The sequence below is a fragment of the Vibrio sp. L3-7 genome (assembly GCF_963898195.1).
GTDB classification, from domain to species: domain Bacteria; phylum Pseudomonadota; class Gammaproteobacteria; order Enterobacterales; family Vibrionaceae; genus Vibrio; species Vibrio echinoideorum.
Map to the genome: position 1 here is coordinate 164511 of NZ_CAWQUW010000034.1, position 22529 is coordinate 187039.

Annotated in this window: 20 protein-coding genes; 14 read left to right on the forward strand and 6 right to left on the reverse strand. The window is 43.0% G+C overall.

What is annotated here, in order from left to right; all coding sequences use genetic code 11:
- The first annotated feature begins 3 nt into the window (after positions 1-3).
- The 9 genes from moaC to AACW75_RS18840 all read left to right on the forward strand — a co-directional run bounded on the left by moaC (position 4) and on the right by AACW75_RS18840 (position 8586).
- Positions 4-483, forward strand: coding sequence for a cyclic pyranopterin monophosphate synthase MoaC (gene moaC / locus AACW75_RS18800; protein WP_017076655.1), 480 nt, complete (start codon positions 4-6; stop codon positions 481-483).
- On the forward strand, positions 480-725 hold the full coding sequence (gene moaD / locus AACW75_RS18805; protein ID WP_004734025.1) for a molybdopterin synthase sulfur carrier subunit: 246 nt from the start codon (positions 480-482) through the stop codon (positions 723-725). Before moaC ends, moaD begins: the two co-directional genes overlap by 4 nt.
- Before the next feature lie 2 nt (positions 726-727).
- Positions 728-1201, forward strand: coding sequence for a molybdopterin synthase catalytic subunit MoaE (moaE, locus tag AACW75_RS18810; RefSeq protein WP_135454503.1), 474 nt, complete (start codon positions 728-730; stop codon positions 1199-1201).
- A gap of 663 nt (positions 1202-1864) precedes the next feature.
- The gene (locus AACW75_RS18815; protein ID WP_017076657.1) at positions 1865-3496 is read left to right on the forward strand and encodes an ABC transporter substrate-binding protein; all 1632 of its coding nucleotides are present in this window, start codon (positions 1865-1867) and stop codon (positions 3494-3496) included.
- Positions 3497-3612: 116 nt separating this feature from the next.
- On the forward strand, positions 3613-4533 hold the full coding sequence (gene oppB, locus AACW75_RS18820; RefSeq protein ID WP_017076658.1) for an oligopeptide ABC transporter permease OppB: 921 nt from the start codon (positions 3613-3615) through the stop codon (positions 4531-4533).
- A gap of 15 nt (positions 4534-4548) precedes the next feature.
- A complete protein-coding gene (gene oppC, locus AACW75_RS18825; RefSeq protein ID WP_017076659.1) occupies positions 4549-5451 on the forward strand; it encodes an oligopeptide ABC transporter permease OppC in 903 nt (300 codons plus the stop codon).
- A 41-nt stretch (positions 5452-5492) separates the two neighbouring features.
- Positions 5493-6464, forward strand: a complete 972-nt coding sequence (locus AACW75_RS18830; protein WP_017076660.1) for an ABC transporter ATP-binding protein — start codon at positions 5493-5495, stop codon at positions 6462-6464.
- Positions 6461-7447 carry a murein tripeptide/oligopeptide ABC transporter ATP binding protein OppF gene (gene oppF, locus AACW75_RS18835; protein ID WP_029225281.1) on the forward strand — a complete coding sequence of 329 codons (987 nt, stop codon included), beginning with the start codon at positions 6461-6463 and terminating at the stop codon, positions 7445-7447. Before AACW75_RS18830 ends, oppF begins: the two co-directional genes overlap by 4 nt.
- Before the next feature lie 194 nt (positions 7448-7641).
- Positions 7642-8586, forward strand: coding sequence for a glutathione S-transferase family protein (locus AACW75_RS18840; protein ID WP_135454506.1), 945 nt, complete (start codon positions 7642-7644; stop codon positions 8584-8586).
- 200 nt (positions 8587-8786) lie between these two features.
- Here AACW75_RS18840 and pta read toward each other — a convergent pair whose 3' ends face one another.
- The gene (gene pta / locus AACW75_RS18845) at positions 8787-10952 is read right to left on the reverse strand and encodes a phosphate acetyltransferase (protein ID WP_017076663.1); all 2166 of its coding nucleotides are present in this window, start codon (positions 10950-10952) and stop codon (positions 8787-8789) included.
- 147 nt (positions 10953-11099) lie between these two features.
- The gene (locus tag AACW75_RS18850; RefSeq protein WP_145571016.1) at positions 11100-12296 is read right to left on the reverse strand and encodes an acetate kinase; all 1197 of its coding nucleotides are present in this window, start codon (positions 12294-12296) and stop codon (positions 11100-11102) included.
- A 342-nt stretch (positions 12297-12638) separates the two neighbouring features.
- Between AACW75_RS18850 and yfbV the strand changes: the two genes are divergently transcribed.
- The 3 genes from yfbV to AACW75_RS18865 all read left to right on the forward strand — a co-directional run bounded on the left by yfbV (position 12639) and on the right by AACW75_RS18865 (position 16104).
- Positions 12639-13091 carry a terminus macrodomain insulation protein YfbV gene (gene yfbV, locus AACW75_RS18855; RefSeq protein ID WP_017076664.1) on the forward strand — a complete coding sequence of 151 codons (453 nt, stop codon included), beginning with the start codon at positions 12639-12641 and terminating at the stop codon, positions 13089-13091.
- 330 nt (positions 13092-13421) lie between these two features.
- Positions 13422-14387 (forward strand): ABC transporter substrate-binding protein, encoded by a 966-nt coding sequence (locus AACW75_RS18860; protein ID WP_135454508.1) that lies wholly within the window; start codon positions 13422-13424, stop codon positions 14385-14387.
- Positions 14388-14637: 250 nt separating this feature from the next.
- Positions 14638-16104: a sensor domain-containing diguanylate cyclase gene (locus tag AACW75_RS18865; RefSeq protein ID WP_145571014.1), complete on the forward strand. Its 1467-nt coding sequence runs from the start codon at positions 14638-14640 to the stop codon at positions 16102-16104.
- 75 nt (positions 16105-16179) lie between these two features.
- On the opposite strand, the gene dusC is transcribed toward AACW75_RS18865, so the two are convergent.
- Both dusC and AACW75_RS18875 read right to left on the reverse strand, forming a co-directional pair.
- Positions 16180-17136 (reverse strand): tRNA dihydrouridine(16) synthase DusC, encoded by a 957-nt coding sequence (gene dusC, locus AACW75_RS18870; protein ID WP_145571013.1) that lies wholly within the window; start codon positions 17134-17136, stop codon positions 16180-16182.
- A 71-nt stretch (positions 17137-17207) separates the two neighbouring features.
- Positions 17208-17762 (reverse strand): prepilin-type N-terminal cleavage/methylation domain-containing protein, encoded by a 555-nt coding sequence (locus tag AACW75_RS18875; protein ID WP_145571011.1) that lies wholly within the window; start codon positions 17760-17762, stop codon positions 17208-17210.
- 210 nt (positions 17763-17972) lie between these two features.
- On the opposite strand from AACW75_RS18875, the gene AACW75_RS18880 reads away from it, so the two are divergent.
- Positions 17973-18593, forward strand: coding sequence for a YecA family protein (locus tag AACW75_RS18880; protein WP_017076669.1), 621 nt, complete (start codon positions 17973-17975; stop codon positions 18591-18593).
- A gap of 94 nt (positions 18594-18687) precedes the next feature.
- On the opposite strand, the gene dsbB is transcribed toward AACW75_RS18880, so the two are convergent.
- Together dsbB and nhaB are read right to left on the reverse strand one after the other, a co-directional pair.
- Positions 18688-19197 carry a disulfide bond formation protein DsbB gene (dsbB, locus tag AACW75_RS18885; protein WP_032497988.1) on the reverse strand — a complete coding sequence of 170 codons (510 nt, stop codon included), beginning with the start codon at positions 19195-19197 and terminating at the stop codon, positions 18688-18690.
- Positions 19198-19343: 146 nt separating this feature from the next.
- Entirely contained in the window at positions 19344-20936 is a 1593-nt protein-coding gene (gene nhaB / locus AACW75_RS18890) for a Na(+)/H(+) antiporter NhaB (protein WP_237297491.1), read from the reverse strand.
- Between the two features lie 634 nt (positions 20937-21570).
- Between nhaB and fadR the strand changes: the two genes are divergently transcribed.
- A complete protein-coding gene (fadR, locus tag AACW75_RS18895; RefSeq protein ID WP_017076672.1) occupies positions 21571-22410 on the forward strand; it encodes a fatty acid metabolism transcriptional regulator FadR in 840 nt (279 codons plus the stop codon).
- Positions 22411-22529 lie beyond the last annotated feature (119 nt).

Sequence of the window (22529 nt, forward strand, 5' to 3'; positions counted from 1 at the left end):
AGCATGAGCCAATTTACACACATTAACGCGTCTGGCGAAGCAAACATGGTCGATGTATCGGCTAAAGCAGAGACAGTACGTGAAGCGAGAGCAGAAGCTTTCGTTCAAATGTCAGCAGAAACGCTAGAGCTGATTGTTTCTGGCAGCCACCATAAAGGTGATGTTTTCGCAACGGCACGTATTGCTGGTATCCAAGCAGCGAAGAAGACGTGGGACTTGATTCCACTGTGTCACCCTTTGCTACTGACTAAGGTTGAAGTTCAGCTTGAGGCTATCGAGTCTGAAAGTAAGGTTCGAATCGAATCTGTATGTAAGCTTGCTGGTAAGACCGGCGTAGAAATGGAAGCGCTAACGGCTGCTTCTGTTGCTGCACTAACTATTTACGATATGTGTAAAGCTGTTCAGAAAGACATTGTTATCGAGAATGTACGCTTGTTAGAGAAGACCGGTGGTAAGTCAGGTCACTTCAAGGTGGAATCATGATTACGGTACTGTTCTTTGCACAAACTCGTGAACTTGTCGGTGTTGATAGCCTAGAGATCGATGCGCAATACAATACTATTGAAGCGATTCGCAGCCACCTTGTAACACAAGAAGGCAAATGGGATATCGCATTGGAAGAGGGCAAGCTGCTGGCAGCACTCAACCAATCAATTGTACCTTTGACGACTGAAGTGAAAGACGGCGACGAAGTGGCTTTCTTCCCACCAGTTACTGGAGGTTAACCATGAATGACTCTCGAGTTATTGATCCAAGAGTATTAGTGACTGCTGAAGATTTTTCTGTGGGTGGCGAATACGATTATTTGGCTCAAGGTACAGCCGCTGGAGCGGTAGTGACGTTTGTTGGTAAAGTTCGCGACATGAACCTTGGTGACAACGTGATTGGTTTGTCTCTTGAGCATTATCCAGGCATGACAGAGAAGTCGCTGAGCGAGATCTGCGATCAAGCTGAAGCGCGCTGGCCGATTGAGAAGATGCGAGTTATTCACCGCGTGGGTGACCTAGATATTGGTGACCAGATTGTCTACGTTGGTGTGTCAAGTGCACACCGTGGTGCTGCTTTTGAAGCCTGTGAGTTTGTTATGGACTTCCTGAAAACCAAAGCGCCGTTTTGGAAAAAAGAACGTACCACAGAAACAACCCGCTGGGTTGATTCTCGCGATTCAGATACTAAAGCTGCGGATCGTTGGGAAAAGTAATCCATCCCAGATCGTGTTTCTTCCTTAACGTGAAAATACATGACAGGTTGGGACGCAAATAATAAGAAAGCCGACGTTGAACGTCGGCTTTTTTGTGCATGCTACAAAGCTATTTATAAATAGAAGGCTTTTTAATAAATGGTTAAGCGCTCAGGTTGCATATAAATTCGATACATAATTTTGTCTGTCTTGGTGCACATCTACATCTGTTTTGGTGCAGCGCATTATGCTGTTTTGTATAAAGTGATAATCCTCACAAATAGTGCAGTCTATTTAGGGGATATGTGATGTGCAATTAGATTTTATGTGGCATTAATGTTAATTTGCCGGCAGTGTTCTAGCATAAGATGCTAAAAAAAAGTATCAATTCAGATACATCAACACTAAAGGCTGTTTTTTAATAAATCCCTATATATAACTCACTATTCATTAGGTTTTTATTAGAGATTTACACTGATACCTTGAATGATTCGGAGAATTATCCGATTTTTTGCGACTTGTTTATGGCAAATTACTTCAATGGTTGATAGTGTGTGCCTCAATCTTTGTAAGGTTTTAGATTTTTATGCTTAAACTTTGAGCTAAATAAATCTAAATCACTGCCGTTCAGTGAGCTGAGCAAAGAAGTCATGGATGCAATACAAAAAACTTGGAGTTTATTGAATGTACAAGAATAAAATCACTCAGGCCCTTCTTCTAGGTGCTGGTTTGGCAGTGGCTGCCACTTCTACCCTTTCTATCGCTGCTGAAGTTCCAGCAGGCACCGAGCTTGCAAAAGTTCAGGAGCTTGTTCGCGGTAACGGTACTGAAGTTGCGACTATCGACCCACACAAATCTCAAGGTGTACCAGAATCTCACGTAATTCGTGATCTTCTAGAAGGTCTAGTGAACCAAGATGGCGAAGGTAATACAATCCCAGGTGTAGCCGAAAGCTGGGAAACGACAGACAACAAAACATTCACTTTCCACCTGCGTAAAGACGCAAAATGGTCTAACGGCGATCCTGTAACAGCTGAAGATTTCGTTTACAGCTGGCAACGTGCAGTCGATCCTGCCACTGCTTCTCCATATGCTTGGTACATGGAATATACCAAGATGGTGAACGCGAAAGACATCGTAGCGGGTAAGAAAGACAAGAGTGAGCTAGGTGTTAAAGCTGTAGATGCAAACACTCTTGTTGTTGAACTAGATACAGCGGTACCATATTTCGTAATGATGATGGGCCACACAACAATGAAGCCTGTACATCAGGCGACTGTTGAAAAATTTGGTGACCAGTGGACTAAGCCGGGTAACTTTGTAGGTAACGGTGCGTTTTCTGTTGATCAATGGGTTGTTAACGAACGCCTAGTACTAAAGCGTAACGAGCAATACTGGAACAACGATAAGACTGTTCTTAATAAAGTAACGTTCCTACCAATCGAAAACCAAGTTGCGGAAATGAACCGTTTCCTATCTGGTGAAATCGACTTTACAAACGAACTTCCAACTGAGCACTTCAAGCGTCTTAAGAAAGAGTATGCGGAAGATGTATCTGTAGCGGGTAACCTATGTACCTACTACTACATCTTTAACACAAAGAAAGCACCATTTGATGATGTTCGTGTACGTAAAGCAATTTCTTACGCAATTGACCGTAATATCGTAAGTGACGCGATCCTTGCACAAGGTCAAAAACCAGCGTACTTCTTGACTCCTGAGATTACAGCAGGATTCAATCCTGAGCTTCCTGCGTACGGTAAAATGACTCAGAAAGAACGTAACGCTGAAGCGGCACGTCTTCTTGAAGAAGCGGGTTACGGCCGAGATAACCCACTAAGCTTCAACCTGCTTTACAACACTTCAGAAAACCACAAGAAGATTGCTGTAGCGCTAGGCTCTATGTGGAAGAAAACACTGGGTCTTAAAGTAACGCTTGAAAACCAAGAGTGGAAAACTTACCTATCTTCTAAAGATTCTGGTGACTTTGAAGTAGCACGTGCTGGTTGGTGTGGTGACTACAATGAAGCGTCGTCATTCCTAACGCTAATGAAGAGTAACAACACGACTGGTGGTGTTCACTACGACAGCGCTGCTTACGACCAAATCATTGATAAAGCACTTAACTCTACTTCAGAAGAAGAGCGTGAAGCACTTTACCTTGAAGCTGAAGCGCTAATGGCGAACGATATGCCTATCGCTCCTATCTACCAATACGTGAAATCACGTCTACTTAATCCGCATGTTGGTGGTTTCCCAACAAACAACGCGGAAGATAAGATCTTCTCGAAAGACTTATACATCAAAGCTGAATAATAAACGCTTCGATTCTAAAAAGTTAATATAACTATAACGATACCGACACTACATGCGCAGAGCGCGCATGTAGCGTCTTTCTAATTTTAATTGTCACAGACTGAAAGAGTGAGTTTATGCTTAAATTCATTATGAAAAGGATATTTGAAGCGATTCCAACTATGTTGGTGTTGATCACTATATCTTTCTTTCTCATGCGTTTCGCACCGGGTAACCCGTTTTCAAGCGAGCGTCCATTACCGCCAGAAGTTATGGCTAACATCGAAGCTAAATATGGCTTAGACAAACCTGTATTTGAACAGTACACCACGTACCTGACCAACATCCTTCAGGGAGACTTTGGTCCGTCTTTCAAATATCAAGATTACACAGTAAATGAGTTGATCGCGGTTGCGCTTCCAGTTTCTGCGAAGGTAGGTTTTGTTGCCTTTATCTTTACCTTGATTATGGGGGTAACGGTCGGAACCATTGCCGCCTTGAAGCACAATACCTGGATCGACTACACCATAATGTCGACCGCGATGCTCGGGGTGGTGATGCCATCCTTCGTGTTGGCACCAGCGCTTATTTACCTATTCTCACTGCACTGGCATATATTTCCTGCAGGTGGTTGGCACGGTGGTACTTATATGTACATCGTCCTACCCGTTATCGCGATGTCTCTTCTATACGTAGCAACCTTTGCTCGTATTACTCGCGGTAGCATGATTGAAACCCTAAACAGTAACTTTATCCGTACAGCTCGTGCTAAAGGTCTAAGTTACCGTTATATCGTTCTTAAACATGCTCTTAAACCAGCAATGCTTCCTGTCGTTTCTTATATGGGACCTGCTTTCGTAGGTATCATTACCGGTTCTGTTGTCGTTGAAACTATCTTCGGCCTACCGGGTATCGGCAAGCTGTTTGTTAACGCCGCGTTTAACCGTGACTATTCGTTAGTAATGGGAGTAACCATTTTGATTGGTTTCCTATTCATCTTATTCAACGCAATCGTTGATATTTTACTAGCGCTTATAGACCCGAAAATTCGCTACTAGCAGGGACGCATGGTTATGTTGAAGAAAAAAGAAAACTTAGAAGCGATCGAAAAATTCTCTGAGAGTTTGGAAATTGAAGGTCGTAGTTTGTGGCAGGATGCGCGTATTCGTTTTATGCGTAACAAAGCGGCAATGATCAGCCTGTTCATTCTAATTGTCATGGTGTTATCGGTAATCTTCTTACCTATGTTGGCAGAACATGCTTACGATGATACTGACTGGTACGCAATGCACGTAGGCCCAAATGCTGATCACTGGTTTGGTACTGACAGTTTAGGCCGTGACCTATACGTTCGTACGATGATTGGTGGCCGTATTTCTCTTATGGTTGGTGTGATGGGCGCATTCGTAGCGGTACTGATTGGTACGCTTTACGGTGCGGCTTCAGGCTTCATTGGCGGTCGCACTGACCGAGTGATGATGCGTATCCTAGAGATCCTATACGCAGTACCATTCATGTTCCTAGTGATCGTACTGGTGACGTTCTTTGGTCGTAATATCGTACTTATCTTTGTTGCTATCGGTGCTATTGCTTGGCTCGACATGGCGCGTATTGTTCGTGGTCAAACGTTGAGTTTACGTAGTAAAGAGTTCATTGAAGCTGCTCACGTATGTGGTGTCAGCAAATGGAAAATCATTACACGTCATATCGTACCGAACGTATTGGGTATTGTTGCGGTTTACTCAACGCTACTTATTCCAAGCATGATCCTTACAGAATCATTCTTATCTTTCCTTGGTCTTGGTGTTCAAGAACCTATGACAAGTTGGGGCGCGCTGCTACAAGAAGGCTCGCAAACAATGGAAGTTGCTATTTGGCAACTGGCATTCCCAGCCGCATTCATGGTAGTTACGCTGTTCTGCTTTAACTACGTAGGTGATGGTCTGCGCGATGCGCTTGATCCAAAAGACAGATAATTAAATAGCAAAAAAAGCTATAAAAGATTAAGGAAGCAATAATGAGCTTATTAGATGTCAAAGATCTGCGCGTCGAATTTACCACGCAAGATGGTATCGTAACCGCAGTAAACGACCTGAACTTCTCACTTAACCAAGGTGAAACGCTGGGCATTGTTGGTGAGTCAGGTTCGGGTAAATCTCAAACGGTATTTGCACTGATGGGACTGCTGGCTAAGAACGGCATCATCTCAGGCAGTGCAAAGTTTGAAGGCAATGAAATTCTCAATCTACCTGAGAAAGAACTGAACAAAGTTCGTGCTGAACAGATCGCGATGATCTTCCAAGATCCAATGACATCACTGAACCCTTACATGAAAGTGTGTGATCAGTTGATGGAAGTTCTCATGCTACATAAAGGTATGGGTCGTTCAGAAGCATTTGAAGAATCCGTACGCATGCTTGAAGCGGTTAAAATCCCTGAAGCGCGTAAACGTATTACCATGTATCCACACGAGTTTTCTGGCGGTATGCGTCAACGTGTGATGATTGCAATGGCTCTGCTATGTCGCCCGAAACTACTTATCGCTGATGAACCAACAACAGCGTTGGATGTAACTATTCAAGCACAAATCATGGAATTGCTGAACGAGCTTAAAGATGAGTTCAATACAGCAATCATCATGATCACCCATGACTTGGGTGTAGTTGCCGGTTCTTGTGACAAAGTTCTAGTGATGTACGCTGGCCGTACCATGGAATACGGCACAGTAGACGAAATCTTCTATGAGCCTAGCCACCCTTATGCGGAAGGCCTGCTTAAAGCAATTCCTCGTTTGGATACCGAAGGTGAAATTCTACCGACGATTCCAGGTAACCCACCTAACTTACTTCGCCTACCAACCGGTTGTCCTTATCAAGACCGTTGTCACCGTGTAATGGACCGTTGTAAGCAAGAAGCACCAATTTTGCAGCCATTTGCGAAAGATCGTCAGCGTGCTTGTTTTTCTGATTGGGAGACTTGGACAAAATGAGTAAAGAATTACTATTAGATATTAAAAACCTTAAAGTTCACTTTAGCATTGCGGCTAAGTCAGCTTGGCCTTGGGCGAAACCATCAAACCTTAAAGCGGTTGATGGTGTGGATGTTCACCTTTACGAAGGTGAGACTCTGGGTGTAGTAGGTGAGTCTGGCTGTGGTAAATCAACATTTGCGCGCGCAATTATTGGTTTAGTTGAGGCAACTGAAGGCGAGGTTATGTGGTTAGGTCAAGACCTGACTAAGATGCAGGAAGTGAAGCGTCGTGAGACTCGTAAAGAGATTCAGATGATCTTCCAAGACCCACTTGCATCGCTTAACCCGCGTATGTCAGTTGGAGACATCATTGCTGAGCCTCTACAAACTTTCTATCCTGAGCTTTCTAAACAGGAAGTGAAAGACAGAGTTAAAGAGATGATGGCAAAGGTTGGTTTACTACCAAACGTAATCAACCGTTACCCACATGAATTCTCTGGTGGTCAGTGTCAACGTATCGGTATCGCACGTGCACTTATCTTGAAGCCTAAGATGATCATCTGTGATGAGCCGGTTTCTGCTCTGGATGTATCTATCCAAGCTCAAGTAGTAAACCTTCTTATGGAACTACAGAAAGAGTTAGGTTTGTCTTTGGTATTCATCGCGCACGATTTGTCGGTTGTGAAACACATCTCTGACCGTGTATTGGTGATGTACTTAGGTAATGCAGTTGAACTAGGCGAATCAGATGCCTTGTTCTCGGATCCTAAGCACCCATATACCAAAGCATTGATGTCAGCCGTTCCTATTCCAGACCCTCGCTTAGAGCGCAGTAAAACCATTCAGATGCTGGAGGGTGATCTACCATCGCCAATTAATCCACCATCAGGTTGTGTGTTCCGTACTCGTTGCCCTGAAGCAACTGAGGCTTGTGCTCAAACGAAACCCACAATTCAAGGCAATGACGTACACGCAGTATCTTGCTTGCACGTACAAGTCTAGAACCTATTTAAACCGGTTCAGCCTGTGACAGGCTTAAGCGCAACTTTTTTATGAGTTGCGCTTTTTTTGTACCTAAACTTTCACGCCGAACAAGCTTCATCAAATAATTCGAACAACTAAGCCAACTTCTTCTAGTTTTGAAAAAGTGGGCTTTTTTTATACTAAGTAAAAGTTTGGATGACAGAGGTTTGGATATGGGTAAGTTAGTTGAAGGTGTTTGGCATGATGTTTGGTACGACACTAAGGAAAGTGGCGGCAAATTTTTTCGTGAAGATGCTGGCTTTCGAAGCTGGGTAGAGAACAAGTCGGGCGCACAATTCCAGCCAGAAAGCGGCCGTTATCATTTATACGTATCATTAGCTTGCCCTTGGGCGCACCGAACTTTGATCTTCCGTGAGCTTAAAGGTCTGGCCAATCATATTGACGTGACGGTAGTCTGCCCAGACATGATGAGTGAAGGGTGGCAAATGGGTTTACCTGAGCCTCTGTTTGGTCACACTCGTATGCACCAAATCTATACTCAAGCCAAACCTGATTACTCAGGTCGAGTGACGGTTCCAGTATTATGGGACAAGAAAACCAACACCATCGTGAGTAACGAGTCCTCTGAAATTATCCGCATGTTTAACTCCGAATTTAATGAGTTAACAGGTAACACGGATGATTACTACCCGTGGGAGTTGGCCAAGAAGATTGATGAATGGAATGACTATATCTATCCGAATATCAATAACGGTGTTTATCGAACGGGTTTTGCGACGACGCAAGAAGCATACGAAGAAGCGTATGATTCTCTATTTGGTGCCTTAGATAAAGTAGACGCTCATCTTAGTGAACATCGTTACTTAGCGGGTAACGAGATTACAGAAGCGGATTGGAGGTTGTTTACCACTCTAGTTAGATTCGATGCAGTGTATGTTGGCCACTTCAAGTGTAACAAGCAGCGAATTTCAGACTACGTCCATATTCAGGGCTACTTAAAAGAGCTTTACCAGATCGAAGGCATTAAAGAGACGACCGATTTTTACCATATCAAGCGACATTACTATTACAGCCATACAGGCATCAATCCAACACAAGTTGTACCCAAAGGTCCAGAACTTGGCCTTGATTCGCCGCATCAACGTGACTTGATATAAGCGCTTATCATTGGCTGCATGGTTAACTCATTAGCTACATGGTTAATTGATCACCGCATAGCGAATTGACTACCGCATAGTTAATTGACCACCGCATAGCTAATTGGCTGTTGCACGGTCAGATTCAGAAGCCGAATGCTAGATACAAAAAGACACGCTAATTTAGCGTGTCTTTTTTATTAGAGAAAAGGGAATTAAGATTAGTTAATTACTTTCTCTTTAGCTTGTTCTGCTTGATCCGCTTGGATAGCCGTTAGAGCTACTGTGTAAACGATATCGTCTACTAGAGCGCCACGTGACAAGTCATTTACTGGCTTACGCATACCTTGAAGCATTGGACCGATTGATACTAGGTCAGCTGAACGCTGTACAGCTTTGTAAGTCGTGTTACCCGTGTTTAGATCTGGGAATACGAATACTGTCGCTTTACCTGCAACTGGAGAGTTAGGCGCTTTAGAAGCGGCTACGTTTTCCATGATTGCTGCGTCGTACTGTAGAGGACCATCGATCACTAGATCAGGACGTTTTGCTTGAGCAAGTTTTGTTGCTTCACGTACTTTATCTACGTCTGCACCTTTACCAGATTCACCAGTAGAGTAAGAGATCATAGCAACACGTGGGTCGATACCGAATGCCGCAGCAGAATCTGCAGATTGGATAGCGATTTCAGCAAGCTGTTCAGCTGTTGGATCTGGGTTGATCGCACAGTCACCGTATACAAGCACTTGATCAGGCAGAAGCATGAAGAAGATTGAAGATACGATAGATGCATCAGGAGCCGTCTTGATGATCTGGAACGGAGGAACGATTGTGTTCGCCGTTGTGTGAACTGCACCAGAAACTAGACCGTCAACTTCACCCGCTTCAAGCATCATAGTGCCTAGGAATACTGAATCTTCTAGCTTCTCACGAGCTACAACTTCAGTCATACCTTTAGCGCCACGAAGTTCTACTAGGCGAGCTACGTAGTTTTCGCGAACGGATGCAGAATCGATGATCTCAACGCCAGCGCCTAGCTCAACACCTTGCTGTGCAGCAACGCGACGAATTTCTTCAGGGTTACCAAGAAGTACACAAGTTGCGATGCCGCGCTCAGCACAGATAGATGCTGCTTTAACGGTACGTGGCTCATCACCTTCAGGAAGAACGATGCGCTTAGCCGCTTTACGAGCAAATTCAGTTAACTGGTAACGGAATGCTGGTGGGCTTAGACGACGAATACCTTGAGTACCTTCAGATAGAGAATCAATCCAAGGGCCATCGATGTGGCTAGCAACGTGATCGTTAACGAACTCGATACGCTCTTTATCATCTGCAGGTACTTCTAGGTTGAAGCTCTGTAGGTTAAGAGACGTCTGCCAAGTGTTACCTTGAGCCTTGAAGATCGGTAGACCTGAAGCGAATGCTGGAGCACAAAGGTTAGCAATGCTTTCTGGAATGTCGTAACCGCCAGTCAGTAGGATTGCGCCAATTTCAACACCGTTTTTCGCAGCAAGAGCTGCAGCAACGATAACGTCAGGACGGTCTGCTGAAGTAACCAGTAGTGAACCTGGTTTGAAGTGCTCAATCATGTGGGGTAGAGAGCGTGCACAGAAAGTGATGCTCTTAATACGACGAGTTGAGATTTCACCTTCATTAACGATTTCAGCGTTAAGGTGTTTAGCCATATCAACCGCACGAGTTGCGATTAAGTCGATGCTCCATGGCACACAGCCAAGAACACGGATAGGGCTAGAGTTGAAGATTTGCATTACTTCAACGTTCGCTTGCTGAGCGCTATCTGCATCGTCAAAGATTTCAGATAGATCAGGACGAGTACGGCCAGCTTCATCAACAGGAGCATTAAGCTTGTTAATGATCACGCCTTTGATGTTCTTGTTTTTAGTGCCGCCGAAGTTAGAACATGCTACTTCGATGTGCTCTTTAAGCTGAATAGGGTTGTATGTACCAGGGGTCGCAACGAATACGATCTCCGCACCAAGTGTTTTCGCGATTTCCGCGTTTACTTGGTTTGCAAATGGGTGCTTACGAGTAGGAACTAAGCCTTCGATAAGCGTTACTTCTGCGTCTTTATTGATTTTGTTGTATTGCTCAACAACTGACTCAAGAAGTTCGTCCATTTTTTCGCTACCGATCAAAGCTTCAGCTTTAGTCATTGCGATTGGCTCACCAATCTTAATGTCGCTGTTTGTGCTAATGATAGTAGACGTTAAATCTGGTTGGTTACCACCGCTACGAGGTTGAGCGATTGGCTTGTAGAAAGAAACACTTACGCCCTTACGCTCCATAGCGCGAAGAACACCCATGCTAACACTAGTAAGACCAACACCAGCGCTTGTAGGGATAAGCATAATAGTACGGGACATTGACGGACACCTTTAACTATTGGAAATAAAAAAAGCTCAACTGCTATTCCCACCGATATTTAAATTGGGGTAGGAATAGAAGTTGAGCCCCATTTTCTTGATATGAAAAACTGACTAGCTTCGAGTGAAGCTAGTCAGGAAAATCAATTAAAGACCTGCTAGTTTCGCAGTGTCTTCAGCAATTACTAGCTCTTCATTAGTAGAGATAACCATTGCAGGGATACGGCTGTTAGCTGTAGTGATAGTACCTTCGCCGCCGAAACGTGCTTTAAGGTTAGCTTCGCTGTCAACTTCGATGCCGAAGATGCCTAGGCGGTTAAGAACCATTTCACGGATTGGGCCAGAGTTCTCGCCGATGCCGCCAGTGAAAGTGATTGCGTCTAGGCGACCTTCTAGAGTAGCAGTGTAGCCAGCAACGTACTTAGCTAGACGGTGACAGAACACGTCCATTGCACGAGTTGCTTCTTCTTTCTCACCGTAGTTGTCTTCAACGAAACGACAGTCAGAAGTCACTTCAGTTAGACCTGCTAGGCCAGACTCTTTAGTTAGCATGTTGTTGATTTCTTCAACAGAGTAACCAAGAGCGTCGTGCAGGTGGAAGATGATCGCAGGATCAAGGTCACCACAACGAGTACCCATTACAAGACCTTCAAGAGGAGTAAGACCCATAGAAGTATCTACAGATTGACCGTTCTTGATAGCACATACAGAAGCGCCGTTACCTAGGTGACAGTTGATGATGTTAACTTCTTCAACTGGCTTGTTTAGTAGGCCTGCAACTTCACGTGTGATGAATAGGTGAGAAGTACCGTGCATGCCGTAACGACGGATGCCGTGTTCTTTGTACAGGTTGTACGGTAGAGCGTATAGGTAAGACTCAGAAGGCATTGTTTGGTGGAATGCAGTGTCAAAAACAGCAACGTTTTGTAGACCAGGGAAGTTCTGTTGAGCCGCTTCGATACCGATAAGGTGAGCTGGGTTATGAAGAGGTGCAAAAGTTGCAGCGTCTTGAATACCCTTAAGAACTTCATCAGTGATAAGTGCAGAAGAAGTGAACTGCTCGCCACCGTGAACGATACGGTGACCGATAGCGCCAAGGTTAGCTTTAAGCTCAGGCTTAGAAGCAAGAATAGTTTCTACCATGAAAGATAGTGCTTCTACGTGAGCTGCGCCCGCACCTAGTTGTGCTTCGTGCTTGCCGTCAAGTTTCCATTTCATACGAGCTTCTGGAAGACCAAGACATTCAGCAAGACCAGTTAGGTACTCAGCACCTGTTTCTGCATCAACAACAGCAAATTTAAGAGAAGAACTACCACAGTTTAAAACTAAAACTAGCTTAGACATTAATGACTACCTGTTTATTTTTCTGATCGAAATCAGTTAAGGATGAAAATTAATCTCAAGAATAGACGAAGCACCATTGCTTGCGTACTAACCTTGGTCAAAAAAACGTTAATTTCCGTATTAAAGTGAAAGCGCACTTTTAAGAAAAGAGGCTTTTGCATTCCTTGCAGAAGTCGTCCCAAAGTTGCTTAAATTGTAAATAAGGGCAACAATGAGATTGAGGTCTGCAAATAATAGCGATATTGTGCAAATATAACAAAAAAATTTGAAAGAATATTATTTTTCGTCAAATTTTTGTGTATTTAGTTGATGATTTCAACTTTTTTTTAATGGGAGACTCATATGAGTAATAGAGTTGGTTTAGCTAGCAGTTTAAAAGATGGCCAAAAGTACATGGATCTCTGGCCTGTTCGAAAAGAGTTAAACGCTATTTTCCCTGAGCAACGCATCATCAAAGCGACGCGTTTTGGTGTTAAGGTGATGCCCGCAATAGCTGCAATAAGCGTCCTTACGCAAATGGTCTTTAACAATTACCAAGCGATGCCACAGGCTGTGGTTATGGCATTGTTTGCGATCAGCTTGCCGCTTCAAGGTATGTGGTGGTTAGGTAATCGTTCAAAAACTCAGCTTCCGCCGGCCTTAGTATCTTGGTACCGTGAATTGCATGAAAAGATCACCGAAACGGGTTTTGCATTAGAGCCAATGAAGCCACGCCCTCGTTACAAAGAGTTGGCGATCATTTTAAATCGCGCATTTCGTCAGCTAGACAAATCTTCAATGGAACGTTGGTTCTAAAAGGTCGTCCTATATCTCCCTCTAGTCTGAGAACAGTCATACATCATCGATAGCTCGTTCTCAGATTTGATCCTCTCTTCTAATCGCTTCACTTAGTCTTTATTCATTTAGCTTTGCCTTTATTTGCCGAGCTTATCTTGTATTCATTGAGTTTCTTACCTTTTAAATCCAACAAACCCGCTTATCCCCACATAATTCGAACCTTGTTGTATTTTTGTTAAATATCACTTCAAGTTATCAATAGTTACTGGTAATAATGTCAATAGTGATTTTTGATGTTGTTCTCTTCGATCGAGTAATAACGAGTAGAGCTTGATTTAGGGAGCGATAATGAGTTCTGTAAGAAAGATATTGGCAGCGGTTTTAAGCTGTCTGCTGTTGCTATGGACTGGCAATGTAATGGCGAACGTCGCCAAAGTGTCGGTTTCACAAGTTGTTGACCATCCAGATCTGAATGCGACACGCTTAGGACTCATCGAAGGGTTAAGAGTTAAAGGCTATGAAGCGGGTAAAAATTTAGAGTTCTCTTATGAAATGGCTAATGGTAGCCCGGCGCAAGCCGCAAAAATTGCCAGAGAGTTAGTCAGCGAAAACCCCCACGTATTAGTGGGTATCGCGACACCTACTTCGCAAGCTTTGGTTTCTGCAACGCGATCTATTCCTATTGTGTTTACCGCGGTTACTGATCCAATTGGTGCGAGACTGGTCAAACACTTGGATAAACCGGGACGAAACGTTACCGGCCTTTCTGATTTGTCTCCGATTTCTCAACATGTATCTCTTATTAAAGAGCTCCTTCCTCAGGCAAGCTCAATTGGGGTTGTTTATAATCCGGCTGAAGCAAATGCCGTCGCGTTAGTTGGGCTATTAAAGAAGTCTGCACGAGACTTTGGTTTTACTCTGTACACTGAAAAAGTGCTAACCATCGATGATGTAGAATCAAAAACCGAATCCATTGCTAAGAAGTCTGATGTTATTTACGCATTGACAGATAACACTGTTGCAAGTGGTATCGAAGGGCTTATAGAAGCTGCTAACCGAGCTGGAACGCCAGTGGTTGCCGGAGCGACGTCTTATGTAGGAAAAGGCGCTATAGCGGGCCTTGGGTTAGACTATTATGACGTAGGTATTCAAACCGCAGATTATGTCGCTGCAATTCTGAATGGGCAAAAACCGGGGAAACTGAGTGTCAAAACCGCACAGAGCTCTCAGCTGGTCGTGAACCTTGAGGCGGCTCGTGAGCTAGGAGTGACATTGCCAAAGTCCGTAATTGATCGTGCAATAGTCAGTCGTTGAACAACATTAGGTTTCAATTGACGGACTATCTATAAGTTACTTTGTTAACAGTGCTTTAATACATTTAATGAACAAAAAAATTTACTCTAAATGCTATTTTCTCTCTACTTTATTCATTTTTAAGCAGTTATCTAACCATTACTCATACCGTTAATATCAATTTACATTGTTTTACATCGAGAGGACTGTTGATTAATGTCATAATATTAATGGTATAAATGAAAATAGTTGAGCGCTAAGAGCACATTATATGAAAGTAAACAGGCACTTTAGCCTTAGTTTTATCTTCGGATTCCCAGCGGTGATCGCTTTAATGCTGCTAGGCCTAATTGGTAAGAACCATTTTGATGCGGTAAAAAAAGACATCAACAGTGAGTTTCATCGTATCGAAGAGGTTTTCGCTGGAACCACTAAAGTTGTCACTGCTTTAGATTACAGCTTCTCGAATTATTATAAATCCGGAAATCCACTTTTTCTTGACCATAATAAGCAGGTGGTCAATGGTCTTTGTCGTATTTGGCCTATCGATGTCCTACTACTCGCTGATGGTAAAACAGGCGACATTCCTTCTGTTGATATCGATTATATGTTGGTCGGTGAAGAATCGTTGTGCTCTGAAACCAGTGATAGCTACAAAAGTGCTTCCGAGAAAATCGCCTTGGCACCTATCCTTTCATTCTTGTCTCAACTTGATGAATACCACAATGGTGTGCATTTTATTGATACCCGCGGTTATGTGATTTCGTCACCTGAAGACTTCGCTAAAGGGCTAGGGAAGGAACTGCTCTCTACGATAAAAAGTCGCCCATATTGGCAAAAAACCGCCAATAATCCGGATCAATTGACGCTCTCTGGGCCGGCATACCGATTTGACTCCCTTGATCGAATAATCAGTATGACAATTCCTGTGTTCAATCAAGGGGTGCATCAAGGGATGCTCTCGGTAGATATTGACGCTGGCAAATTACTGGGGGCTTCTAATCAACATTTAGCCGGCAAAGTGAACATCATTGATACAACCTTGGCGGTTCCAAGCGACTCCTCAACCTTTTATAGCGAGATCGTCTTAGAAGGTGTCGCATCACATCATGCAATGTACTATGACTTTGATCTTGAAAAGGAAATAGAGCATTTCTTTATTTATGAAAAAGACAGTTTAATTGTCGCTGTTATCGTTTACCTGTTCTCTGTCACTATCTTTTTCTACGTCAATTCCAATATTGAACGCGGTTATTTCAAAGAACTTGCTGCCAAAGACCCGATGACAGGATTATTGAATCGACGTGGCTTAGAAGCGTTTTGGCGCAGCGTAGAGCATGATCAATTATTTACCTTAACGGTGTTTGATATTGATGACTTTAAGTCAATTAACGATACCTATGGCCATGATAAAGGCGATGACGTGATTCGTTATATGTCGCGTCAGATAAGTAGCAGTATTCGAAGCAGTGACGTTGCCGCAAGGTTTGGCGGCGAAGAGTTTGTTGTTTATCTGAAAGGTGATGACCGGGAAACGATGATTAGGACATTGCAACGTGTAAAAAATGCGATTTGCGCGAAATCAGCCGACATTGTCCCGAATGGATTTACGGTGTCTGGCGGTGTGTGTATTGTTGAAACAAAGCAAAGCCAGCTTAACTTTGAAGAGATATTTAAGTACGCCGATGAAAAGTTGTACGCGGCTAAAACGACGGGTAAAGACCGTCTTGTATTTTAACCGCGCTATTGAATAAGCGTTTTTTAGGATTAGGAAAGAGTTAACGCGTTTTTCGAGTGGAAACGTGCATGCGAGCTAAACGGATTGGCAGCGCTGATCCTGGTAACGTTGTAGGCGCTCTACAATGGGTGGCGCTTTCTTGAAAGTACGAATTTCTTTAAATAGTTCGTTCGCTTCAGGGTAGCCTTTGCTTAAATAGACAAACCATTGTTTCACTCTATTGGGGTAGTACATGCCTTTATCCCCTTTAATTTGAAACTCTGAATAGCGCAGTAAAAGTTCAATGACTTTATCCCACGGCATTTTCTGGTGGTTGTGCTTAACGACATTACCAAGGTTTGGAATATTGAAAGCGCCGCGGCAGACCATCAATGAATCGACTCCTGTTGCTTTAATGCAATCTTGACCATCTTCATAGTTCCAAATTTCACCGTTCGCAATCAACGGTAGAGAGGTTTTCTCTCTTATTTGATTGATGTAGTCCCATTTGATTTCACTAGCCTTGTAACCACCTGTTTTAGTTCTCGCATGCACAGTCAGTTCGTTAGCTTTCGCTTGTTCAATGGCATCGACAATCTCAAAACACTCCTCAGGATGTTCCCAGCCCAGTCGAATTTTTGCGGATACCGGAATATGTGCAGGTACCGCTTCTCGGCAGGCTTTCACCACTTGATAGATGAGTTCAGGCTCTTTTAGCAATGAAGCTCCACCATTACTTTTGTTTACTGCTTTCGCAGGACACCCAAAGTTAATATCAATACCTTTAGCGCCTAAGTTGGCTGCTTGAAAGGCATTCTCAGCCATCCAATTTGGGTGTTGCCCCAAAAGTTGAAGGTGAATAGGTACACCAGCCATGGTTTGAGAGCCTTGATGTAACTCAGGGCAAATACGGTGGAATACATGCGGAGGAAGAAGTTGATCAACGATACGTACAAATTCTGTGACACAGAGATCGTAATCATTGATCTCTGTGAGAATTTCACGCATTAGGTGATCTAGAACGCCCTCCATTGGGCCAAGTATTACTCGCATATTGTTCTACCGAAACTGGGTGTACCGAAAATTAAGAGGCGTGATTGTACGGTGTGTTACTTAGCTTGTCACTAGGGAGCGGTATTCGCCATTTCTCTGGTTATTCTTACTTCTCCTGTAATTGGTGAGTAATAGAGAATAGGTAAACGCTCAGAGGTCGTAAAGCTTGGAGTATAGTAGTAATAACACTCAGGTGTTCCAGTATACCAACTAACAATGGCCTCATTCGAAGGGAGAATAAAGCCAGTGTCGTATTGAGAGCGAGCGACCAAATCGGAATCAATTAAAGAGTTCCAAAGTGCCACACATTGGTCACCTTCAACTTTCGGCGCTTCTGTTGGCGGTGTATCAAGAACCGAAATTGGAAAACCAGTTTCCGACGGGTACACATCGCCTTCACCATAATCCACTACCTGATCAAATCCTTGCTCACCATCGACAAGCCACTGTGAATGATACATATCAATACTGTTTCTAAATGCAGAAAACGCACCTTGCGCTAAGGATTCATGAGCGTCTCGCTGAACACCAAGAAAACGAGGCGCAGCGGTTACTGCCAATACGCCCAAAATAACGACCACAACAACAAGTTCGAGTAATGTAAAACCTTGTGCTTTTAATTTCATGTTGAATACGCCTAAATGTAACTGAATGCTTGAGCTGGTTTTTACACCCAGGGCTCTGATTATCAAAGCGAAATAAGTGAAATATTAATGACATTTGAATAGCAATGGTTTGCGTATGCTTGTTGATTTCAAAACAGAGAGATGTGGTTGGCGACATCTGGGGAGGGATGGCGTTATAATAACGAAAATGCCCCAATATCCAGAGCTTTCATGACATACCAATTATTAAACCTACCAGAATCAGTCACTGATATTACGCCTCAATTTATCGAAGGTGCAATCCTTGCTTCTAACCTAGCGACTAAGCCATTAGATCCAGAAGCGTGGCTAGCTGTCGTTGCTCCTGAAGCAGGTAAAGAGCTCGTTTCAATGGCCACTGAACAAATTAATCGTCAACATAACCTAATTCAGCGTAATGAATATTTACTGACAGACGTGTTTGCTGATGGCGACTTTAATGAGCAATTCGCAGGTTTTGCTGAAGGTTTCATGATGGTTTGGCCAACAGTTGAAGAGCAATGGCAAACAGTGACGATGGCTGATGGCACTTTGCGTATGTTACAAGCGCTTCTGACAACACTGATGTTAGCGATTGATGAAGAACACACTCAGCAGCAAATGATTGCTGTCGGTTTGGAAAATCCGCCATCACTCGAAGATTTGGTCGGTCAGGTTGACCTGATGATTTCAGAAGTAGCGTTGGCTGCGGACGAGGCGATGTTGGGTAATAAGTCACAGAGTGTTAACCCATTTAAAGATATCGGTCGTAACGACCCTTGCCCATGTGAAAGTGGTAAAAAGTTTAAGCAATGTTGCGGTAAAAAAAGCTAATAGCTAACGAGTAGAATTGCGAATAAACAAAATCTAAATGATAAAAGTCGACCTTATGGTCGACTTTTTTTGTTCTAATTGTAAAAGTTAGTTGTTAGTCTTTTTTTGATTTAGCAAATTGAGAAATAACAATAAATCCGCAAGCAATTAAGTTACCGGCAAAGATAATCACTAGCCATTGAGGCATCGAAAGCTCTAAGAGTTGCCATACAACTTTGCTACAGTCACCGTAAGCTTCAAACATCCACGGTGCCCATTGGTTTAATGGTGCCCAACTAGGGAAGGTCACGAATAAGTCACAAGTTGCGAAAGGAGAAGGGTTGAACTGATAATCAACGTGCTGTAACGCAAGCATCAAACCTTTGTAGGCACCAAACCCCCAACCAGCGAGCCCTAACCAACGTGATACTGGGTTATTCGGAGCAATAGCACCAATTATAGCAGCGACGCCAATAGCAAGCATGGCAACGCGTTCATAAATACACATCACGCAAGGACCAAGCATCATCACATGCTGGAAGAAAAGAGCACATGCTTCAAAAAATACAATAAAAGCCAGCAGTAAAAGCCAAGATAAACGTCCCTTAGAGAAGTCTTTGAGCATTACAAAAAAGTTCACGAATTTAATCCTGTCTATAAAATAAAAAAGCCCTGAATACTCAGAGCTCTTTATCTTGGATAAGTTTCCTAATCAACTAATATTTTTGATTAGTTAGATACACTTATTGCCCTTTGCAACACAAAGTCAGCTTAGTGACCACCTGAGATCACTGGAGCAACAACTTCACCAGTACGCTGAATGATCCAGCCTGCATCGTAGAACCACGCTGTCATCGGCTCTACGAAGAACACGATGCCTGCAAGGCCGACAAGTGCTAAGACGATTGTGTAAGGTAGGGCCATGATAACCATACGGCCGTAAGACAGTCGAATTAGCGGAGCAAGTGCTGATGTTAATAGGAATAGGAATGCAGCCTGGCCGTTTGGCGTAGCAACCGAAGGTAGGTTAGTACCTGTGTTTATCGCAACAGCAAGTAGATCGAATTGGTCGCGAGTGATGATGCCTTCAACAAGTGCAGTTTTCACTTCGTTGATGTAAACCGTACCTACGAACACGTTATCCGAAACCATCGATAAGATACCGTTGGCCACATAGAATAATGCAAGCTGTGCACCTTTATCTTCAACGTGAAGTACCGCATCGATCACTGGCTTAAATAGTCCCTGGTCAATGATTACAGCAACAACCGCGAAAAAGATAGCAAGAAGTGCAGTAAATGGTAGCGCTTCTTCAAAGGCTTTACCCATCGAGTGCTCTTCAATTACACCAGTAAACGCCGTTGCTAAGATAATAACTGAAAGACCAATCAAGCCGACTTCAGCGACGTGAAGTGCAAGGCCGACAATAAGCCAAACTGCGATTGCACTTTGAACCCATAGTTTTGCTACGTCTTGTTTTGTACGATTTGCGCGTTCTTTGTTGTCAAATTCAACTAAGATTTGGCGAACGTTATTTGGCAGTTCTGCACCGTAGCCAAATACTTTGAATTTCTCCACAAGTGCACAAGTGATAATGCCGCAGATGAATACTGGCAGTGTTACTGGCAGCATGCGGATAATAAATTCACCGAACTCCCAGCCTGCTTGTTTAGCAATCACTAAGTTTTGCGGCTCACCTACCATAGTCATTACACCGCCTAGTGCAGTACCAACACCTGCGTGCATAAGCAATGAACGCAAGAAAGCACGGTAGTTTTCTAAGTCATCACGAGTAAGTTCAGAGAGCTCTTCATCATGAGTATGATCGTGTGCAGACGTTGTGCCTTTGCCTGATGCTACTTTGTGATAGATAGAATAGAAGCCAACCGCAACGCTAATCACTACGGCGATTACTGTTAGCGCATCTAGGAAGGCAGACAAGAAGGCCGCTGCAATACAAAAGGCAACAGAAAGCAATACTTTAGATTGGATACCGAGCAGGATCTTCGTGAAAATGAACAAAAGCAGTTCTTTCATGAAGTATATGCCAGCAACCATGAATACTAATAAGAGTAATACAGGGAGGTTTGCTTGTAGCTCATGATAAACCATTTCTGGTTTGGTCATGCCAATGGCGACAGCTTGAATTGCTAATAAACCACCCGGTTGAAGAGGGTAGCATTTTAGAGCCATAGCGAGAGTGAAAATAAACTCAACCACCAATAGCCAACCCGCAACAAATGGGTCAACTAGGAAGAAAACAAACGGGTTGATGATTAAAAAGGAAATGATGGCAAGTTTATACCAATCAGGAGCTTTACCAAGGAAGTTCTTGATAAAAGCGTTTCCGAGAGACATCGGCATGTTAATACTCTTTTATGTTGATTATGAATAGACAAGCAATACAACATTTTGAGAATCGAGTTATAAAATTGTTAAAAACTATAACTAACAGTGACTTAGAAAAACTACATTCCATGTAATGTTCTGTGGTCTTGCCAAGTCACTCCCTTAGAAACTCAAGCACTGCTTATTTTTGAGCGCAACTCTACTCTTAGATAACATTTAGTCAACAGGAAAAGCCCCGTAGCTCTAAAAATACCTATTTTTTGTTGAGAAACGCGATCAAAGTAGCGCAAGCATACCACTTAAAATGTGATAAAAACCGACTAGAATCAATATTTCAGCGAAATGATTGAAATTAACATGATAAGGACGGTTTATATATGATTATTACAACTTAACATTGCAAATTCGCAATTCTAAAATTATGACTAATCTCATTGATTTTAAAGAAAATTTGTTGTGTTAACAACTTGTTGAAATGGTGATTTATAGTCGCTTGCTTTCTAAACTTAAGGGGCAAACGTGTGCTGCACTTTAGAGCTTTAACTCTACTGGTGGTTTTGGGTGAGTAAAGTTTTTGAGGGTGTTTCCGCTAGGAGTGACTAGTGGTATGATGAGTAAATTAGAATAATTAAATTGGATTGAAGTGTAGATGGTCATTAAGGCGAAGAGCCCGGCAGGCTTTGCAGAAAAGTATATCATTGAAAGTATTTGGAATGGCCGTTTTGCTCCTGGCTCTATTTTACCCGCAGAGCGTGAGCTTTCTGAATTGATTGGTGTAACACGCACCACGCTTCGTGAAGTGCTTCAGCGCCTTGCTCGTGATGGTTGGTTGACAATCCAGCACGGTAAACCAACTAAAGTTAACCAGTTTATGGAAACCTCAGGTCTTCATATCCTAGATACGTTGATGACGTTGGATGTTGATAATGCGAGCAAAATGGTAGAAGACTTACTTGCAGCTCGAACTAATATCAGCCCGATCTTTATGCGCTATGCTTTTAAATCAAACAAAGAAGCTTCTGAACGCACGATCACTAACGTGATTGAATCTTGTGAAGCTCTATTAGCGGCACCAACGTGGGATGAATTTTTAGAATCTTCTCCTTATGCTGACAAGATTAAACAAGCTGTTAAAGAAAACGTAGAAAAAGACGAAGCGAAACGCCAAACGATCTTAATCGCGAAGACCTTCAACTTCTATGATTATATGCTTTTCCAACGTTTGGCATTCCATTCAGGTAACCAAATTTACGGCCTGATTTTTAACGGTGTACGTAAACTTTATGACCGAGTGGGTAGCTACTACTTCTCTAACCCAGAAGCACGACGTTTAGCTATGGACTTCTATAAAGAGTTGTTCGTTATATGTGAGAGCGGCCAACGTGAAAACTTGCCATTAGTGATCCGTAATTACGGTATTGCAAGTGCGCAAGTTTGGAATGAAATGAAAACGACGTTGCCAACTAACTTTACTGAAGACGACAGTTAAGCTTTCAACTAGCTATTGTTAGATCTATTCAGTCAGTAACGTAACGCAAATAAAACGAAAAAAGCGGCGAGATAATCAGATTATCTCGCCGCTTTTTTTTGTTTAATTAAGCTTATTTT